16 protein-coding genes are annotated in these 17,705 nt (G+C 65.7%); 9 read left to right on the top strand and 7 right to left on the bottom strand.

Going from position 1 to position 17,705, the window contains the following annotated elements:
- The first annotated feature begins 39 nt into the window (after positions 1-39).
- Genes NMP98_RS05315 through NMP98_RS05290 form a run of 6 tightly spaced genes read left to right on the top strand, consistent with a single transcriptional unit; the run spans position 40 to position 5,633 of the window.
- Entirely contained in the window at positions 40-834 is a 795-nt protein-coding gene (locus NMP98_RS05315) for a DUF7537 family lipoprotein (RefSeq protein WP_254860511.1), read from the top strand.
- Positions 835-876: 42 nt separating this feature from the next.
- Positions 877-1,782, top strand: a complete 906-nt coding sequence (locus NMP98_RS05310) for a hypothetical protein (protein WP_254860510.1) — start codon at positions 877-879, stop codon at positions 1,780-1,782.
- Positions 1,779-2,009 (top strand): CDGSH iron-sulfur domain-containing protein, encoded by a 231-nt coding sequence (locus NMP98_RS05305; protein WP_254860509.1) that lies wholly within the window; start codon positions 1,779-1,781, stop codon positions 2,007-2,009. The genes NMP98_RS05310 and NMP98_RS05305 overlap by 4 nt, the downstream gene beginning before the upstream one ends.
- 40 nt (positions 2,010-2,049) lie before the next feature.
- The gene (locus tag NMP98_RS05300; protein WP_254860508.1) at positions 2,050-4,473 is read left to right on the top strand and encodes a penicillin acylase family protein; all 2,424 of its coding nucleotides are present in this window, start codon (positions 2,050-2,052) and stop codon (positions 4,471-4,473) included.
- Positions 4,470-4,826, top strand: a complete 357-nt coding sequence (locus NMP98_RS05295) for a hypothetical protein (protein WP_254860507.1) — start codon at positions 4,470-4,472, stop codon at positions 4,824-4,826. Before NMP98_RS05300 ends, NMP98_RS05295 begins: the two co-directional genes overlap by 4 nt.
- Positions 4,827-4,850: 24 nt before the next feature.
- Positions 4,851-5,633: an HAD-IIA family hydrolase gene (locus tag NMP98_RS05290; protein ID WP_254860506.1), complete on the top strand. Its 783-nt coding sequence runs from the start codon at positions 4,851-4,853 to the stop codon at positions 5,631-5,633.
- 3 nt (positions 5,634-5,636) lie between these two features.
- Here the strand turns inward: NMP98_RS05290 and NMP98_RS05285 are convergent, their stop codons facing one another.
- The gene (locus NMP98_RS05285) at positions 5,637-6,485 is read right to left on the bottom strand and encodes a hypothetical protein (RefSeq protein WP_254860505.1); all 849 of its coding nucleotides are present in this window, start codon (positions 6,483-6,485) and stop codon (positions 5,637-5,639) included.
- Positions 6,486-6,491: 6 nt separating this feature from the next.
- Positions 6,492-8,468 carry a penicillin acylase family protein gene (locus tag NMP98_RS05280; protein ID WP_254860504.1) on the bottom strand — a complete coding sequence of 659 codons (1,977 nt, stop codon included), beginning with the start codon at positions 8,466-8,468 and terminating at the stop codon, positions 6,492-6,494.
- A 161-nt stretch (positions 8,469-8,629) separates the two neighbouring features.
- Here NMP98_RS05280 and NMP98_RS05275 point away from each other — a divergent pair, with 161 nt between their 5' ends.
- Together NMP98_RS05275 and rbcL are read left to right on the top strand one after the other, a co-directional pair.
- Positions 8,630-8,785, top strand: a complete 156-nt coding sequence (locus NMP98_RS05275) for a hypothetical protein (protein WP_254860503.1) — start codon at positions 8,630-8,632, stop codon at positions 8,783-8,785.
- Between the two features lie 168 nt (positions 8,786-8,953).
- Entirely contained in the window at positions 8,954-10,207 is a 1,254-nt protein-coding gene (gene rbcL / locus NMP98_RS05270; RefSeq protein WP_254860502.1) for a type III ribulose-bisphosphate carboxylase, read from the top strand.
- Between the two features lie 16 nt (positions 10,208-10,223).
- Here rbcL and NMP98_RS05265 read toward each other — a convergent pair whose 3' ends face one another.
- Complete coding sequence (locus NMP98_RS05265) at positions 10,224-10,775, bottom strand: hypothetical protein (RefSeq protein ID WP_254860501.1); 552 nt, start codon at positions 10,773-10,775, stop codon at positions 10,224-10,226.
- 84 nt (positions 10,776-10,859) lie between these two features.
- On the opposite strand from NMP98_RS05265, the gene NMP98_RS05260 reads away from it, so the two are divergent.
- Complete coding sequence (locus NMP98_RS05260; RefSeq protein ID WP_254860500.1) at positions 10,860-13,514, top strand: AAA domain-containing protein; 2,655 nt, start codon at positions 10,860-10,862, stop codon at positions 13,512-13,514.
- A 9-nt stretch (positions 13,515-13,523) separates the two neighbouring features.
- On the opposite strand, the gene NMP98_RS05255 is transcribed toward NMP98_RS05260, so the two are convergent.
- The 4 genes from NMP98_RS05255 to NMP98_RS05240 are packed head-to-tail and all read right to left on the bottom strand — an operon-like array spanning position 13,524 to position 17,640.
- Positions 13,524-15,122 (bottom strand): hypothetical protein, encoded by a 1,599-nt coding sequence (locus NMP98_RS05255; protein ID WP_254860499.1) that lies wholly within the window; start codon positions 15,120-15,122, stop codon positions 13,524-13,526.
- Positions 15,113-15,847, bottom strand: a complete 735-nt coding sequence (locus NMP98_RS05250; RefSeq protein WP_254860498.1) for an ABC transporter ATP-binding protein — start codon at positions 15,845-15,847, stop codon at positions 15,113-15,115. The genes NMP98_RS05255 and NMP98_RS05250 overlap by 10 nt, the downstream gene beginning before the upstream one ends.
- A 49-nt stretch (positions 15,848-15,896) precedes the next feature.
- The gene (locus NMP98_RS05245) at positions 15,897-16,787 is read right to left on the bottom strand and encodes a beta-keto acid cleavage family enzyme (protein WP_254860497.1); all 891 of its coding nucleotides are present in this window, start codon (positions 16,785-16,787) and stop codon (positions 15,897-15,899) included.
- 34 nt (positions 16,788-16,821) lie between these two features.
- Entirely contained in the window at positions 16,822-17,640 is an 819-nt protein-coding gene (locus tag NMP98_RS05240) for an enoyl-CoA hydratase/isomerase family protein (protein ID WP_254860496.1), read from the bottom strand.
- Positions 17,641-17,705: the final 65 nt, after the last annotated feature.

Here is a 17,705-nt window from a genome sequence, read left to right as displayed (position 1 = left end):
GGCCACTACCCTTATACGTGGTACGCAACAGCCTCGGATATGGTATCCCGTTCGGCACTAGCCGTCTCGGTCGTGGTCGTCGTGTTACTCGCCGGGTGTTCCGGACTCGTCGGTGACAACGGCGGCGACGGAACGCCCGAACCAGAGGGGACGCCGGTCCCAGAAGACCCCTCGGAGTTCGACTACGCCGATGGATTCGGTTCCGACGGCATCACTGACGGTCAACAGGCCGTCGATAGCTACGAGGCGGCCGTCCAATCCCAGGGAAGCTACACCGGTGACTACCAGTACACAATCGACACCGCGGATGGCGAAACCCTCGTCGAGGGGGACTACCGCGTCGACTTCGAGAACGAACAGGCGCTGCGAACCGTCGCGGTCGAAACCGACAGCGCCAACGGGACGAGTGAGACCTACTACGGCGACGGCCAGCAGTACAACCGAAGCTCCTACAACGGCCAGTACGGAGACGTGGCGTCCTCGAACGAGACGTTCCCGACCTCGGAATTGACGGCCTCGGAGGCCGTCGAGCCGTTCCTGCTCAACGCCTCCCAGTACGACGCGAGCGTCGAACAGCGCGACGGAGAAACCGTCGTCGTCTACGAATCCAGCGACATCGCGGGCGCGGGAAGCTTCCTCGGCGTCGACAGTGCCGAGAACGTCTCCTCGTTCGACGCGAGCTTCGTCGTCGACAGCGAGGGGGTCATCCACACCGCGGAGTACGAAATCACCTACACCGTCGACGGCTCCGAGCGGACCGTCGACATGTCCTTCGAACTCTCGTCGCTCGGAGAGACGACCGTCGAACGCCCATCGTGGGTCGACAGTAGTTGAACCGAACACAGCGTTTTTACATTCTCGGTGACAGGAATTGGCATGAACCGCCGACTCGGAGTTCTCGCCGCCCTCGTGTTGTTCGTGTCGCTCGCCGGCTGTTCTGCGCTTCCAGTGTGGGACGAAGGTGGCACTGACACGACGCCTGAGGCGGACGGTGCGACACCGACGCCGACAGCAACACCGACGCCGGCCGGCGAATCAAGCGACAGCGTCCCGTCGGCGGACCCCGACGCCGACCCCGGTGAGGCCCCGGCCGACGCCGCATACCCCGACGGCTACGGTCCCAGTGGCGTCACCGACGCCGGAACGGCCGCTGCGACGCATCTCGACGCCCTCACCGGATACGACGGCTACATCTTCAGCTACGACAGCCTCATCCAGGAAGGGGAGGCGAACACGACGTTCACCTACCAGCAAATCGTCGACCGCGACGACGAACGCGCCTACGTCATTCAGGACACCGGCGAAGCATCGCAGGTGTCGTACTTCGAGGATGACCGCGTCTACATCCGGGTCGAATCCGGTGACGAGGTCCGGTACAACGACTCCGACCGTGCGTACAACATGTCGGAGTTCAGCGGCATCCAGTTCGTCGGCCCGCTGTTGGCCAACGTCGAGTACGGCAACGCGACGGTCCACGAAACCGACGAGGGAACGTTCTACAGCTACGCCAGCGAGAACGTGACGAATCCCGCCGCAATCCTTCGGAGCGATGTCGACGAAAGCGAAATCGACAGTTTCGAGACGAGCATCGTCGTCGACGAGCGGGGAACCATCCGGCGGGCGGCGTTCGTCGTCGAGTCCGACCGGACGGTCTCCGTCCAGATGGGTTCGGCGAAATCAACGACACGAGCGTCGACCGCCCCGACTGGTTCGAGCAGGCCAACGACTCCTGAGACTGCCGCGTCAACCTTTTTCTGCCCGCGACCCAGGGACGTTGTATGACACGCGAAGTCCGTCACGAGGCGACGACACCGGCCGTATTCGACGAGTCAGACCTCGCAGACGACGGCAAACTGTTCATCTGTCAGTGTGGGCTCTCCTCGGAGCGACCGCTGTGTGACGGCTCCCATCGGGCGACCGAAGACGAGACCGAGGATGTCGTCTACCGGTACGACGCCGACGGCGAAGGTCGTCGCATCGTCGAGGCCATCGAACTCTCGGAGGAGTAACGCGACGTAGATTTTTGACCCTCGGCCGTGTCCGGAGGGTATGCGCCCGACTCGACAGCGACTTCTCGCAGTCCTCCTCGCGGCGGTCCTCGTCGGTAGCCTCGTCGTCGCCAGTGGCCCAATCGCCCTCGTTGCGCCCTTCAGCGGCGACGCGTGGGCGCTGGCCGACGAAGCGAACCCCGATTCGGCCGGCAGCCAACTCTCCCGGGCGGCGACCGGGCCGACGACCGTCGAGAGCCCGTACGGTGAGGCGACGGTCCGGTACGACGACCGCGGCGTTCCACACGTCGAGGCCGAAAACGACCGGGCTTTGGCCTACGCCGTCGGCTACGTGCAGGCTCGGGACCGACTGTTCCAACTCGACTTACAGCGTCGACTGATGCGGGGGGAACTCGCCGAGGCGTTCGGCCCCGGACAGGTCGAATCCGACCGCTTCCACCGGCAGATGGACTTCGCGGCCGCCGCCAACGCCTCGTGGGAGGCCATCGAAGACGAGGAGACCCGTGCCGGCGTCGAGGCCTACGCCGACGGCGTCAACCGCTACATGGACGACCGACCGCTGCCCGTGGAGTTCCAGGTCGCTGGCTACGAACCCGACCGATGGACGCCACAGGACACGCTCCTCGTCGGCAAACTCGTCTCGTGGGGGCTGACCGGTTCGTTCGCCGACATCGAGGAGGCGACGGTTCGCGAGCGAGTCGACGGTTCGGGCGAACTGTACCCCGACCGCCTCGACCACGACACGCCCATCGTCCGCAACGGGACGGCCGTTACCGACTCCCAAGCCTCCGTCGCCCGCCCCGCCCCCGAAAAAACCGACTTCGGTGCGATACACGATGCCGTCGCACCTTACGAACCCGAACGCGGTATCGGCTCGAACAGTTGGGTCGTCTCCGGCAATATGACCGAGGACGGCACGCCGGTCGTCGCCAACGACCCCCACCTCCAGCTCACCGTCCCACCGACGTGGTACGAGATGCACCTCCAATCGCCCGAGACGAGCGTTCGCGGCGTCGCCTTCCCCGGCCTTCCCGTGGTCGTCATCGGCGCGACCGACGAGGTGGCGTGGGGCTTCACCAACGTCGGCGCGGACGTACTTGACACATACACCTACGAGTGGGCCGGCGAGGAGACCTACCGCTACGAGGGCGAGACGCGAACTGTCGAATCTCGAACGGAGACCATCGCAGTCTCCGGCGGCGAAAACCGGACGGTCGAGGTACAGAAGACCGTCCACGGGCCGCTGCTGGAACGTGAGGGCCAGCGCGTCGCGGTGGCGTGGCTCGGCCTCACGGGAACGCGGGAGGCCGAAGCCGTCTACGACCTCAACCACGCCGACAGCGTCGACGACGTTCGTGAGGCCCTCCGACGGTTCGATTTGCCGACACAGAACATCGTCGCCGCCGACCGCGACGGCGAGACGCTGTTCCGAATCACCGGCCAGTACCCGATTCGGACAGTAGACAACGAGACGGTCGCCGGCGACCGGGTGTTCGATGGCTCGGCCGGACACGGCGAGTGGGCCGGCTTCGAACCCTACGGCGTCAGCGACTTCGACGGCCCCGGGTTCGCGGCCTTCGAGGAGTACCCCGAGGTGCGAAACGCACCGTACGTCGCCACGGCGAATCAGCGGACCACGGACGACCCGCCGTTCTACATCGCTCGGAGTACGCGCTACGCCGACGGCTACCGCGGCGAGCGCATCTACCAGCGACTGGACGAACGGGCCGCCTCGGGCGAGCCGATGAACCGGTCGTTCCACACCGACCTGCAGGGCGACACCTACTCGAAGGCGGCCGAGGCGTTCCTGCCGCACCTGACCGGCGCTCGCGAGGAGATGACGCCGGAACAGCGCGCCGCGGTCGACGACCTCGAAGCGTGGGACCGCCGGATGGACGCCGATTCGGAGGCGGCGCTCGTGTTCCGACTGTGGCTCGACGCCTACCGCAACGCGACCTGGGGGCCGCAGTTCCGCGCCAACGGTCTCGACGAGTCGTACTTCCCGGCCGATCGGACTCTGGAGACGCTTCCGGCCGAAAGCAGGTGGTTCGACGACCCACGCACCCGCGAAACCGAGACGCGTGCCGACATCGCCGCACGGGCGTTGAACCGGACGCTCGATAGAATCGAGCGTTCGGGGTATGAAACCTACGGCGACTACAACCAACTGGATTTGAACCACCCGTTCCCGCTTGCCTTCCTCGATTACGAGGAGCGCGCGATGGATGGGTCGCCCGATACGGTGTTCAACTTCCGCTCGGACCGCTCGACGCAGGTCGGCGCCTCCTTCCGGATGGTCGTCGACGGCGACGGCGGCGTCGGGTCGCTGCCGGGCGGGCAGTCGGGGAATCCGCTGTCGCCGCACTACGACGACCGCCTCGATACGTGGGCGGCCGGCGACACCGACCCGCTCCCGTTCGAACAGCGCGGTCCGGTCATCATCCGATTCGAGGGGGAACAATGAGCGCCGCAGAACGCCTTCGCGGCGTCCGCGAGGGACCTCGCGCCGAGGCGGCCATTCTCGTCGTCTTCGTCGTCGGCGTCCTCGCGAGCGTCGTCCACTGGGCCGGGTTGATACTCGCCGGCGCGCTGTTGGGCCTCGTCGCCGTCTCGACCGGCCGGGCGTTCGTCCTCGGGGTATACTTCGGCGCGTTCGTCCTCGTGGCCTACGGCGTCGTGTTGGCGTGGTACGGCACTCTCGGCGCCGTCACGACGGCGTTTCCGCTGTCGCTCGGATTACTCGCCGTCTCGGTCGTCCTCCCGACGGCGGCGGCGACGATTGTTCGGTTCGGAACTCGCCTCGATACCGAGGGTTAACACCGACCGACACCTACCCCGGGTATGGCATACGAGGGCGCGGTACTGGACCTCGACGGGACGGTGTACCGCGGCGACGAACTGATTGCCGGCGCGGCGGCGGCCATCGACCGCCTCCGCGCGGACGGAACGCGGACGCTGTTCTTCTCGAACAACCCCACCAAGTCACGGGCAGCATACAGCGACCGATTGCGCAACCTCGGCATCGACGTCGACCCCGAGTGGGTACTCTCGGCCGGCACCGTCACGACGCGGTTCCTCGCGGCCGAACACGGCGACGATTCGGTGTTCCTCGTCGGCTCGGAGGGCCTCCGCGAGCAGTTCGAAGCCGCCGGCATCGACCTCGTCGCCGATGCCACCCAGACCGACGTGCTCGTCGCCTCCTACGACCGCGAGTTCGACTACGGGGATATGCTCGCGGGCTACCGGGCGCTGGAGTCCGGCGCGACGTTCTACGGGACCGACCCCGACCTGCTCGTCCCACACCACGACGGGATGATTCCGGGGTCTGGCGCGGTCATCAACGCTGTCGGCGGCATCATCGAACGCGACCCCGAACGAATCCTCGGCAAGCCATCCGCGGAAGCCCAACGCGCGGCACTCGATGTCCTCGACGCCTCCCCGGAGCGGTGTCTCGTCGTCGGCGACCGACTGAACACCGACATCGCCATGGGGGAGCAAGCGGGAATGACGACGATACTGGTTCGGTCCGGCGTCTCGACGGACGAGGACGTCGAAGAAAGCGACGTTCGGCCGGATTACGTCATCGACTCGCTGGCCGAGTTGGGGACCGTACTGGACGGCTGACGCTCACTCCAGTAGGTCACCGAGACCACCGGATAGTTCCTCAGTCGGCGCTTCGGGCGTCTCGGGCATCTCTGCGTCGCCGGCCTTGGCGGGCAACTCCGTCGCACGGTCGAGGATGCCGTTGATGCTGCGTTGCAGTCCCACCGGCACGTTCCGGACTGCGCGGATGCCGCCGCCGGGCACCGAGAGTAGTTTGACCGCGAGGTCCGTCACGGGACGCCCGACGTCGACGGTGTCGTAACTCCCCGTCCGAACCGTCTTCTGTTCGACGGCTTGGGACTCGACCTGCTCGCGGGTAATCGGGTGGGGTTTGTAGTCGAAGTTCACGTAGAGGTCGAGTTGGTTGGTCAGTCGGTCGGGTTCGTCGCCGGCCAACGTCAGGGGCAGTTCGTCGATGCTCTGGTGTCCGGAGTTACTCGGCGGCAACACAGACTTCGAGTCGTCCAGTCCCTCGCCGATGACGATGGACTGCTGGAAACTCGAACGGTTCGACATCGGGATGCGACTGGGGTTGGCGGCGCCGAGCGGTGCGAACTCGCTTTGGCGGTTCTCCAACAGCCAGTCGGCGGGGTCGTCGCTGCCGTAGCGCTCCGACAGCGTGTCGGCGGCCCGCTGCATCGCCTTCCGGATGACGGCGTTTCGCTGTTGAACTCGGGAGACCTTGTTCTCGCCGTCGATGTCGTCGAACCACCGATGGTCGGTGTCGCCGTCGATGGCGCTGACGAGCGTTACGTCTTTGTTGACCGTCGCGCCGTGGTCGGCGGCGTGGGGGTCGCCGCCACCCTGTCCGTCGACCGCAGTCGGGTCGTAGTTCAGCGTCGGCATCTGCTCGCCCAACTCGTCTTCGAACACCAACTCCTAGAGTTCTTTGCGGACTTCCTCCCAGATTGCCATGCCGCCGTTGTCGTAGGTGCCGTTCGAACCGGGCCGGAAGGAGTAGTCCTCGCTTTGCCACGTCTCCAGTTCCTCGGCCATCGCCTTCAGTTGAGAGTCGACGAAACCCGGCCGAGTGGCATCTATCATCGCGGGCGCCGAGCGCGGCGCGAAGGGGTGTTCGACCCCGCAGTCCTCGACGATGTCCGCCACGTCCTGTCTGGTGAGACTGCCGTCGGTGCGCTCGATGGCCTCGCCGATGAGTCGCTCCATCACGTCGACGCGGTGGACGGTGCCCCACTGCTGTTCTGAGTCACCCTCGCGCCACCCCGGCGCCGGGGCGTTGTTCCAGTTGACGACGTAGCCGCGGTCGGGGTTGCGGACGCTGGCGCCGATGTTGGTTCCCTGTTTGGTGCCGCCCCAGTCGTGTTCGGAGACGGGTTTCGGCATTCGGGGGTCGCCGTCACCGCGGCGGTCGGGGAGTTTGCCGGTGCGGAAGAACGCGATTTCATCGTCGGAGACGACGTGGAAGTTGAAGCCGAAGGGAAACTCCGAGAGGTACGACTCGAACTCGTCGATGCTGTTGGCGCGGCCGACTTCGGCCCACTGGAAGGCGCCGTCGAGTTCGCCCATCCGGGTCGTCACGCGCTGGCAGTAGGCGATGTTCTCTTCGGGGTTCCACGCGATGACCGGCATCGAGGTCCCTTCCTGTTCGACGCGGGCGACTTCCTGTTGAACCACGTCGTAACTCTGTGGGTCGGTTTCTCCCTGCGCCACACCGCCGACCGGACTGGTGTAGTGGGTCACCTGCTCGGTGGCCATCTCGTGGAACTCGCCGTCCCACTTGTATCGGTGACGGTCATTGGGGTCGAGTTCGACAGCGATGGTGTCTATCATGTCGTCGCCGGAGGTGGTGACCGTCCACGCGATTTCGGGCGTCCGGCCGATGACCAGTGCCGGGGCGCCGACGACGCCCATCCCGACCACGTCGAAGCCGGCGCCGTGGAGACCGACCTCGTAGGGTATCGGCGGCTTGAACAGCCCCATCTGTGGGCCGGCCCCGAGAATCGGTTTGTCTGCGGCGCTGAGTTCGCTGCCGACGATGATGGCGTTGGAACCGAACTTGAACCCTTCCATCATCCCGCGGGACTGTCGAAGTCCCTCGGTGACGCCGTCCGGGATTTCGATGGCGCTGCTCACGCCCCACGGTTCGACGCCTTTGGCGGCCCGAATCGCTTCCAGTTGCTCCTCGGAGAGGTCGCCGTATGCGAGGGCTTGTTCGTCGGTTTTCTCGATTTCGTCTTCGTCGACGGAGCCGTAGTGCTCGTCGGGGACGACGACGCGGTTGTGGTCGCCGTAGGCCTCCCACGCCTCGCGTTCGCTGTCGAAGTTCTCGAACATCTCGGCGAGAGTCTTCGCGTTCGACAGTTCGCTCCCGCCGTTGACGCCGAAGAAGCCGATAGCGTAGTTGATGAACGCGATGGAGTCCTCGGGTTTCCACGGTTCGGGGACCCGCCCCAGCGCCGCGAACTCCCCGGGGAGGTTCCCCTTCGCCGCCAGTTCGCTGATGCGTCGGTTGACGCCGTCGGCGTACCCACGGAGGGCCTCACGAGTCGTCTCGCTGGCCTGCTCCCACTGTTGGTTTATCTCTTCGCGACTGTAGAGGTCGCGGCGAACCTCGATGTCGGACGGCAACTGTGCGGGACCGAGCCACTTGGCGCTCTCGCCGCGGCCGAGCAGTCGGACGGCGTCCATCTGAAAGAGACGGTCTCTGGCCTGTACATAGCCGTTGCCGAAACTCAGTGAGTACACGTCGTCGGCGTAGATGTGGCTGACCCCGAACGAGTCGGTCAGTATCTCCACGTTCTCGATCGGACTCTCTACCTGTGCGGTGGTCGTTCCGGTTCCCAGTAGCCCAGCGGCTGTCGCCCCCGTCGCCCCGAGAAACGTGCGTCGCTTCATGAACGTACATCTCGTTTCGTGTTTCCAATATTAGGTTAATCGCCGTCGATAGTGGGTTACTTATACTGATTCCGTAGAGGGAAGCGGCGACGACGAACGGGCCGGATACGAGTGGTAACGTCTGACAAGGATTTATATACGATGGGTGCTGAAACACTGGTATGGTTAAGCACCACACACCATACGAGTACGGCGACGCTGAGACGGAAGCGCTGGGCGAGGACCCGCCGCACGAACGCCAACACGGTGCCGACACGGTCATCGTCGACGGGTCAGTGATGAGCTACAGGAGCTACACCAGCGAAGAGCCGGAGTGACCCCTCGGGCCGAGGAACTCGGCCACCGACCGGTCGCTGCCGACGGCCGGTCCGGTACGGCGAACACTGTTCTCGACTGACTTCGACGTTCTCGTGAGCGCCGCGCTTCGTTCGGGAGTGGGCGACCGGCAACCCCTATTAAGTCACCAGGCGACGAAGGTTCTCGGTATGGAGTACGCCGATTTCCTCGACGAGAGCTACGACCCCCAACCCGACGACCTCGTCTGTACGTTCCGACTCGTGCCGGGAGAAGGGCTGTCGGTCGAAGCGGCGGCCGCTCGCGTCGCATCGGAGAGTTCCAACGGCACGTGGGCGGCGCTCTCGCCGGAATCCGACGTGCGGCAGTACTCGGCTCTGGCCTGCGACATCGGCGACGACGGCGAACACGGCACCGAGGTAACCGTCGCCTACCCCGAGGCCCTGTTCGAGGACGGCAGTATGGCGCAGGTGTTGTCCTGTATCGCCGGCAACATCATGGGGATGAAAGCCGTCGATACAATCCGACTGCTCGACTGTGAGTGGCCCGAGGGACTTGCCGCCTCGTTCCCCGGGCCGCAGTACGGTTCGGCAGTCCGAACCGAAATCCTGGATGCCGGGGACCGACCGCCGCTTGCGACCGTCCCCAAGCCGAAAGTCGGACTGTCGACAGAAGAGCACGTCCAGGTCGGCTACGACGCGTGGGTCGGTGGCGTCGACTTGCTGAAGGACGACGAGAACCTCACCGACCAGGATTTCAACCCCTTCGAGACGCGCGTTGCCGATTCCCTGGAAGCGCGGGACCGCGCCGAGGAGGAAACTGGCGAACGGAAGGACTACCTCGTCAACATCACCGCCGAAACCGACGAGATGGTCCGCCGCGCCGACTACGTCGCCGACCAGGGCGGGTCGTTCGTGATGGTCGACATCATCACGGCCGGGTGGAGCGGCCTCCAGACGGTCCGCCGTCGGACCGAGGACCTCGATTTGGCGATTCACGCCCACCGCGCGATGCATGCGGCCTTCGACCGCCTGCCCCAACACGGCGTCTCGATGCGCTGTCTCGCACAGTTCGCGCGCCTCTGTGGCGTCGACCACATCCACACCGGGACGGCGGGCCTCGGCAAACTGGAAAACGAAGACACCGCCGGCATCAACGAGTGGCTCCGCTCGGACCTCCACGGTCACAACGACGTGCTGCCGGTCGCAAGCGGTGGCCTCCATCCGGGTATCGTCGACCAACTGCTCGACGCCTTGGGGACAAACGTCATGGTACAGGCCGGCGGCGGCATTCACGGCCACCCCGACGGGACCGAAGCGGGCGCTCGCGCACTGCGGGCGGCCGTCGACGCCTCCGTCGAGGGTGAGTCACTCCAGTCGCGCGCCGAGTCAACCCCCGAACTCGCCACGGCGCTGGAGAAGTGGGGCACCGAGACACCGCGATAACACGCCACAAAAAACGCTACTGGAACCCGCGGCCCACGTCGCTCTCCCCGATGAGGTCATCCAGTTCGTTCGTCAGCAGTTCCTCGGCTTCCTCGAACGTCTCCGAGAGGTCATCGAGTCCTTCGGGACGGTCGTACATGTCGTAGGCCATCGGGCCGTGGGCGGGGCTGTCGAGGGCGTCCATCACGTCCTCGAACAGCGCGTCGCCGGTCGTCGGCGCTTCCGCGTGGGTCTCGATGACGGTTTCGAGTTCCTTCGCGCGCTGTTTGGCCTCGTCTTCGTCCTCGATGCCCTGATTGACGCCGAATCGACCACCGCTGTCTTGGCCGGGGAACAGCGGGTCGAGTTCGTCGTCGATTTTCCGGGCGACGCGGGAGCCGACGCCCTGCACCTCGAAGGGGTTCTTCGCGTAGGTCTTCAGTTGATAGACGCCGACGGAGGGGTGGCCGAGGAACATGTCCTCACCGACGCCGCCGCGACGGTCGCCGGCCACCGCTCGCCAGTCGCCCGGGTCCGCTCCCGAATCGACCACGTCTTCGAGGATGTCCTGCCAGTCACGGACGCGCATACCGCGTTCTCGGTGCGGCAACGGAAAGAAGGTGTCGGCTTCGACGACCGATAGCGTTTTTCCGCCGAGGACGCAGGGGAATATGTGAACCTTCGAGGCCCCATCGTCGAGGCACGCGACCCCCGAACCGTCGAGACGAGTCGCGGGACCTCCGAACTCGCCGAAGTACTCCTTCGCCCCGACCGGGAGGCCGCCGAGGCGGTGCAGGTGACGCTGTGGGGGAAGTGGACCGAAACCGCCGAACTCCTCGAAGAGGGAATGGATTTCCTCGTCACCGACGCCGAAGAGAGGGAGTTCCGCGGGGAGACCCAGTACTCGACGACCGGCGACTCGCTCGTGGTCGTCGAACCGGATTTCCTCGTCGACGTGACCGACATCCGCGGGTGGGTGCAGTGTCCTCGCGTCTACTACCTGAACAAACTGAGCGGGATTCCGCTGAAGTATCCGGTCATCAAGGGGACCGTCGTCCACGAAGTGTTCGGCGACCTACTCAGGGGCCGGGACCTTGAGGACAGCATCGACGAGCGGGTCGCCGAGGCCGCACTCGATTTGGGGTTGCTCGGGGAGACGGCCGATTCGGTCGCTGACGACGTACGGCAGAACGCCGCCGCGATTCAGGGGTGGCTCCAGCAGGGTACCCTCTCCGATGAGGATTCCTGGCGCTCCGAGCAGACGCTCATCTCCGAGCGCTTCGGCATCAAGGGTCGGGCAGACGCCGTCCGACGCGGGATGCCCGTCGAGTTGAAGACCGGCAAGAACACGACGCGAGACCCCCGATTTCAGGACAAGGTGCAGGCGGCCTGTTATGCGCTTCTGTTGGCCGATAGCGTCGCGGACGCACCCGATACGGGGACGCTGTTGTACACCAAGAACACCGCACTCGACCGCAACGAGGAATCCGGGGACCTCTCGCCGGCCAAGGAGTTCGCCATCGGCCCCGGTTTCCTGAAGTTCGTCCTGCGCCAGCGCAACGAAATCGCCGCCGCCGAGTACGACCTGACGGTGCCGACGGGCTACGAGGCCGACGCGAAATGCGAGTACTGCTTCGAACAGGACACCTGCATGGTCGTCGCCGGCCGCCTCGACCAGGAGTCGAAGGCCGGCCAAATCGGCCAACCGCTCCCCGAAGAAGAGCGGACGTACTTCGAGCGGTTCTATCGCGCCATCGAGGAGGAACGCCGGGAGGTCCACCGCGAGTACCGAAAACTGTGGGAGCAATCCGCCGAGGAACGCGCCGACGACGACCGGGCACTGCTGGACCTCGAACCGCTCGGTCGAGAACCGGTTTCGGGCGGCCGCTGGCGACTGCGGGCCCGACGAACCCCCGAGGCGGTGTCGAAGATACGCGAAGGCGACCGGGTGCTGGCCAGCGACGGGCATCCGACACGCGGGACAGCGGAGTTGGCGACCGTCGAGGAGTTGGGTGACGAAATCGTCGTCACCGCTGACGAACCGCTCGAACTCCGTCGACTCGACGTGTACCCCTCCGAAATCGGCGTCGACAGGCAGTTGACGGCGCTTCACGACGCCATCCTCCGTGGCGACCCCGACCGCAAGGACGTGTTGTTCGGCCGCCGCGACCCGTCGTTCAGCGACGGCAAGCGGACCTACATCGACAACAACGCGGCCCAAGACGAGGCGGTGAACCTCGCGGTCACCGCCGAGGACTTCGCGCTCGTTCACGGCCCTCCGGGGACGGGCAAGACCTACACGCTGGCCCGGACGATTCGCGCCCTCGTCGACCGCGGCGAGCGCGTGTTGCTGTCGGCGTTTACGAACCGTGCCGTCGACAACGCCATCGAGGCGCTCGAAGAGCAGGGCTTTACAGACATCGTCCGCTGGGGGTCGGAGACTGGAGTTCGAGAGGACATGCAAGAGTACCGACTCGAACGGTCCGGAGACCCCCGAGAGCGTGCCGCGGCGCTTCGGGACGCCAGCGTCGTCGCGGCGACGACGGCCGCTTGCGGGTCGCGCGTCCTGAAGGAACAACAGTTCGACGCCGCCGTCGTCGACGAGGCCGGACAGTTGACCGAACCGGGGACGTTCCTCGCGGCGAACCTCGCAGACCGGTTCGTGTTGGTCGGCGACCACCAGCAGTTGCCGCCGGTCGTTCGGGCCGAAAACGACCTCCAGGAGTCGCTGTTCCAGCGGCTCATCGAGGCGTATCCGGAGGCGGGCGTGATGCTCGACAAGCAGTATCGGATGAGCCAGCGGGTGCAATACTTTTCGAGTCGGGAGTTCTACGACGGAGCGCTCCGTCCGGCGACCGGCGAGGTCGCGGCCCAGCGACTCGACGATTTGCCGGGCGTCTCGACGGACGCCTTGCCGTCCGAACTTCGTGACCCCGTCTCCTTTGTCGATCCCGACGGCGTCGCCGACGGCAACACGAACTCCATCGAGGCCGACCGCGTCGCCGAAGTCGTCGCATCGTTCCGGCGAGCGGGTGTCGACCCCGATGATATCGGCGTCATCGCGCCGTACCGGGCACAGGTCGCCGAGATTTCGCGCCGACTGCCCGACGTGGCCGTCGACACCGTCGACCGGTTTCAGGGGTCCTCGAAGGAGGTCATCGTCATCTCCTTCGTCGCCACCGAAGACCTCACGAGTCCCATCTTCGAGGACAGCCGTCGGATGAACGTCGCGCTGACGCGGGCGAAGAAGGCCCTGGTGTTGGTCGGCGACCGTGGGGCGTTGTCGACGGACCCCTTCTACGCGCGAATGTTAGAGTGGGCGGCCTGATCCCCCTCGTCACTCGTAGGTGAACGTCTCGACGCGCCGGATTGCGTATCGATAGCACACGAATCCGACAACTGCGAGGAGCGCCGAAACGGCCCCGACCGGCAGGATTCGGATGGCGACCGAGGACGTATCGAGGAGGTGCGGGACGGCGATGGCGAGAAAGCCGACGAGTGCGGCGACGCCGACGCTGAAGAGGTGGCCGAAGACGGCCCACGGTGTCGGCTGAACCGCCTCAACGCCGAAGACGCGCTGGGACTCGAAGTTCGGGATGAGTGTCCCGAGACCGACGGCGAGGGCGGCGCTGAACCCCGTCAGGACGACCCCGAAGGCGACGACGAGTGCGGCGGTCGTGAGCGTCATCGGACCGACGACGCCCGCAACGACGGCGAGTATCAGCGCCGGCGGCAACAGCAGCGCGATACCGGCCATCATGCGCGCACGGACCAGCGTCCGGCCGGCCGCCCTCGCGAGAACGACGGCCGGCAGCGCCGCCCCCTCGTCGCCGAGGGAATTCAGCCCGAAGGCCGCACCGGCGAACAACGCACCAACGCCGAGGGCGACGGGTGGAAGCCACAACAGCGGTTCTTCGGCCCCCGCGAGCGACCCAAGCGCCGGAAACGTCGCGAAGACGACGTACAGCAGGTGGACGAACCCGGTCGGCGCACGAACGCCGCGGAGCCACAGCCAGAACACCGCCCGCCCGAGAGGCCGTCCCGACAGGAATCCCGGCATGCTGACTGTTTCTCTGCTGTCAGCCGTGTCGGTTCGGCGGTTGGCGTCGCCGAACCACAGTCGGACCGACAGGGGTATCGACGCCGCGACACCGACGGCGGTAAGCGAACACACCACCGCGATGCCGAGGCCCGTCTCGACGCCGACTGGCGGTGCAGTCGGTGTCCCGAGGACGAACAGGTCGGCGTACGGCGCCAGTGGGACGGCAGCGAGCACCGACGGCGGCGACTGGACGAAAGCGATGACTTCGGTGGTGGCGACGAACGTTCCGCCGACCAGCACAATCGCGCCGAGGACGCCGAGCAGTTGGCCGCGCCGTCGGGTTACTCTAAATCGTCGCCCCGCCAGTCGAACGAGCAGACCGAGGGCGTACCCGAGGGTGAGCGTAGCGGCCAGTGCGGGAACGGTGGCGAGAACGGCGACGGCCCCCAGCGCCGGCGTCCCAAGTCCGAGGAGGAACGGTCCGTAAACCACGAGGAAGACGGGACCGAGGACGCCGAGAGTGCGAAGGAACTCGGCGCCGATGAGGCCGACGGTGAGCGAACGCGGTGAGACGGCCGTCAGGAGGTAGTCGGCGTGGTCGACCGTCGAGGCGCGTTCGAGCGCCCGGATGACGCCCAACCCGACGAGGCCGGCGAAGGTCGTGACGAACTGTCCACGGACGACCGTCGTCGACAGCGTCACCTCGCCGCTGGCGACCGCGTTTCCGGTCAGATACAGCGACGGCAGGGCGCCGACGAGGATGGGTGCCATACCGAGGAAGGCGAACCCGAGTGCGGCGAGTTGCCGTCGGTCCGACAGGAGCGCCCGGAGACTGCGTCGGGTCTCTGTCCGAGCAATCGTCCACGCGACGGCGGCGTCGGTTTTCAGTCCCATTCGTCGGTGATGTCGAGGAAGGCGTCTTCGAGCGTCCCCTCGCCACCCTCGACACGCTGCCGGAGTGACTCGGGCGACCCCTCAGCCAGTAGGCGACCATCGGAGAGGACGCCCACGGTGTCGGCGAGCTCCTCGACGACCGGGAGGATGTGCGTCGAGAGAAACACCGTCACGTCTTCGGCGGCGAGGTCGGCGATGAGGTCACGGACGGTCCTGGCCGCCCGGGGGTCGAGGCCGCTGGTTGGTTCGTCGAGGAACACCACGTCGGGGTCGTGCAGTACGGTCGCGATGAGCGCCGTCTTCTGTCGCATCCCCTTCGAGTAGGTGCCGATTCGGCGGTCGGCGTCCTCGGCGAGACCGAATCGTTCGAGGTAGGCGTCGATGTGCTCTTCGATGTCGCCGAGGCGTCGGAGGTCAGCGACGTAGCGTAGCCCCTCTCTGGCGGTGAGTTCGTCGTAGACGGGCGGCACTTCTGGGAGGTAGCCGACGTGTTCGATGACGGCTTCGCGGTCGGTCACGGGGTCGCCACAGACGGACGCGGTCCCCTCGGTCGGCCGCGTTAGCGTCGTCAGCAGTCGCATCGTGGTCGTCTTGCCGGCGCCGTTGGGACCGAGGAAGCCGTAGACGCTGCCGCGCGGAATCGAGAGGTCGAGGCCGTCGACGGCCGGAGTCGTGCCGTAGCGTTTCGTCAGGCCGTCGGCGGCGATAGCGGGGGTGGAGGACACGTCTCGGGATTGTGGCCCACGGTAGCAAAATACCGTCGAAAGCGGGGACTCAGAAGTGGTCGGCGTCGATTTCCATGATGTCGGCGGCTTCCTCGGGCGTGGCAGGTTCTCGACCGACGTTGCGGGTCATTTCGGCGGCTTTCGCGACGAGTTCGGGATTCGTCGACATCTCGCCGTTCGGGAGATAGAAGTTGTCTTCGAGGCCGACACGAACGTTGCCGCCCATCGCGAGGGCGGCGGCGACGAGCTGCCACTGCTCTCGGGAGATGCCGATGACCTGCCAGTTGGCGCTGTCGGGCAACTGTCGGACTTGGTGGGCGAGGTTCTCGACGGTCGGCGGGATGCCGCCGAGGACGCCCATCACGAGCGAGAAGTTGATTGGGTGTTCGAGGTCGCCCGACTCGACGAACGGTCGGATGTTGCCGATGTGGCCGGTGTCGAAACACTCCAGTTCGGGTTTGACTCCCGAGCCGTTCATCGCCTGCAGGAACTCCCGAATCTCGTTGAAGGGGTTCTCGAACACCATATCGAAGACGAAGTCATCGCGGGATTCGGAGTACTTCGCGTAGTTCATCGACCCCATGTTCAGCGCCGCGATGTCGGGCCGGACGCCCTCGACGTATTTGACGCGGGTGTCGACGGGTTCGTGCAGCGCGCCCGTCGAGAAGTTGATGAGGATGTCGGTGCGTGCGCGAACCTCGTCGTAGATTTCCTGATACGTCTCCTCGTCGAAGGTTGGCGAACCGTTGTCGGTGCGGGCGTGGATGTGTGCGATGGCCGCGCCGTTCTCGCGGGCGGCGGCGGCGTCTTCGGCGATTTCCTCGGGCGTGTAGGGAATCGCCTCACACTGGTCGCGAGTGGTGAGTGCGCCCGTGAGGGACGCACTGATTACTGCTTTGTCCGGGTCGTTGCCTTTGACTGAGTCTTGTTCGATGGTCATTGGTTGTGGTGTGGTTTCGGGTTTGGTTAGCGGGCTATTCCTCGTCGGGGCGGCCCTTCCAGTCGGGTTCGCCGTCGGTGAGGAAGGAGTTGAACCCCTCCTCGGCGTCGTCGCTCATCGCGAGCATCGTCACCATCTCTCGCATGTAGTCCAGCGCCTCGTCGAAGTTCATCTCCCGTTGGTTGTAGAACGACTCCTTGCCGATTTCTATCATGAACGACGACGGCGTCACGAGGTCGTCGACTAAGCCGTTCAGTTCCTCGTCGAACGCCGCCTCGGGAACGAGGTCGGTGACGAAGCCGATGTCCTGGGCCGTCTCGGCGTCGAAGTGTTCCCCGGTGAAGAGGTATTTGAACGCCTGTTTCTCGTTGACCGTTCGCATGATGGGGACGAGTGCCTGTGCGGGGAAGATGCCGATGTCGACCTCGGGGGTGCCGAAGGTGGCTTCCTCGCTTGCGACGATGACGTCGCAGGCGGCGGCCAAGCCCATCCCGCCGGCCAGACAGTACCCCTCGACGGCGGCGACGGTCAGGGCGGCAGTGTCGACGGCCTTCTCGATGAGTTGTTTCATGCCGGCGAAGCCCTCGCGGTAGGCTTTCGACCCCTGTCCGACGGCGCTCGCCATCGACTTGATGTCGCCGCCGGCACAGAAGGAACCCTCTGCGCCGCGGATGACGACCACGCGTGCGGGGCCGTCGTCGGCGAAATCGAGGACGGCCGAGAGGCCGTCGATGACGTTGTCGTTTAATGCGTTGCGCTGGTCTGGGCGGTCGATGGTCGCTCGGACGACGAGGTCGTCGTCGTCGACCGTCACGTCCAAATCCTCGTTCGAGAGTTCGTCGCTCGTGGCCATCCTGTCGAAGGAATGCGGTGGCGCCGGTATGATGATTTCGGACAGGTATAAACGAACAATTAGTT

The organism is Natronomonas gomsonensis, from assembly GCF_024300825.1.
Classification (GTDB): Archaea; Halobacteriota; Halobacteria; order Halobacteriales; family Haloarculaceae; genus Natronomonas; species Natronomonas gomsonensis.
This window is presented reverse-complemented; position numbering and strand designations above follow the sequence as displayed.

What these genes read in the sequence shown, in the direction of transcription:
- NMP98_RS05240 (WP_254860496.1), bottom strand. Translation starts at nt 17,640, where the DNA reads ATGGCCACGAGCGACGAACTCTCGAACGAGGATTTGGACGTGACGGTC.
- NMP98_RS05275 (WP_254860503.1), top strand. Translation starts at nt 8,630, where the DNA reads ATGGTTAAGCACCACACACCATACGAGTACGGCGACGCTGAGACGGAA.
- NMP98_RS05310 (WP_254860510.1), top strand. Translation starts at nt 877, where the DNA reads ATGAACCGCCGACTCGGAGTTCTCGCCGCCCTCGTGTTGTTCGTGTCG.
- NMP98_RS05290 (WP_254860506.1), top strand. Translation starts at nt 4,851, where the DNA reads ATGGCATACGAGGGCGCGGTACTGGACCTCGACGGGACGGTGTACCGC.
- rbcL (WP_254860502.1), top strand. Translation starts at nt 8,954, where the DNA reads ATGGAGTACGCCGATTTCCTCGACGAGAGCTACGACCCCCAACCCGAC.
- NMP98_RS05300 (WP_254860508.1), top strand. Translation starts at nt 2,050, where the DNA reads ATGCGCCCGACTCGACAGCGACTTCTCGCAGTCCTCCTCGCGGCGGTC.
- NMP98_RS05265 (WP_254860501.1), bottom strand. Translation starts at nt 10,775, where the DNA reads ATGCGCGTCCGTGACTGGCAGGACATCCTCGAAGACGTGGTCGATTCG.
- NMP98_RS05305 (WP_254860509.1), top strand. Translation starts at nt 1,779, where the DNA reads ATGACACGCGAAGTCCGTCACGAGGCGACGACACCGGCCGTATTCGAC.
- NMP98_RS05280 (WP_254860504.1), bottom strand. Translation starts at nt 8,468, where the DNA reads ATGAAGCGACGCACGTTTCTCGGGGCGACGGGGGCGACAGCCGCTGGG.
- NMP98_RS05245 (WP_254860497.1), bottom strand. Translation starts at nt 16,787, where the DNA reads ATGACCATCGAACAAGACTCAGTCAAAGGCAACGACCCGGACAAAGCA.
- NMP98_RS05295 (WP_254860507.1), top strand. Translation starts at nt 4,470, where the DNA reads ATGAGCGCCGCAGAACGCCTTCGCGGCGTCCGCGAGGGACCTCGCGCC.
- NMP98_RS05255 (WP_254860499.1), bottom strand. Translation starts at nt 15,122, where the DNA reads ATGGGACTGAAAACCGACGCCGCCGTCGCGTGGACGATTGCTCGGACA.
- NMP98_RS05315 (WP_254860511.1), top strand. Translation starts at nt 40, where the DNA reads ATGGTATCCCGTTCGGCACTAGCCGTCTCGGTCGTGGTCGTCGTGTTA.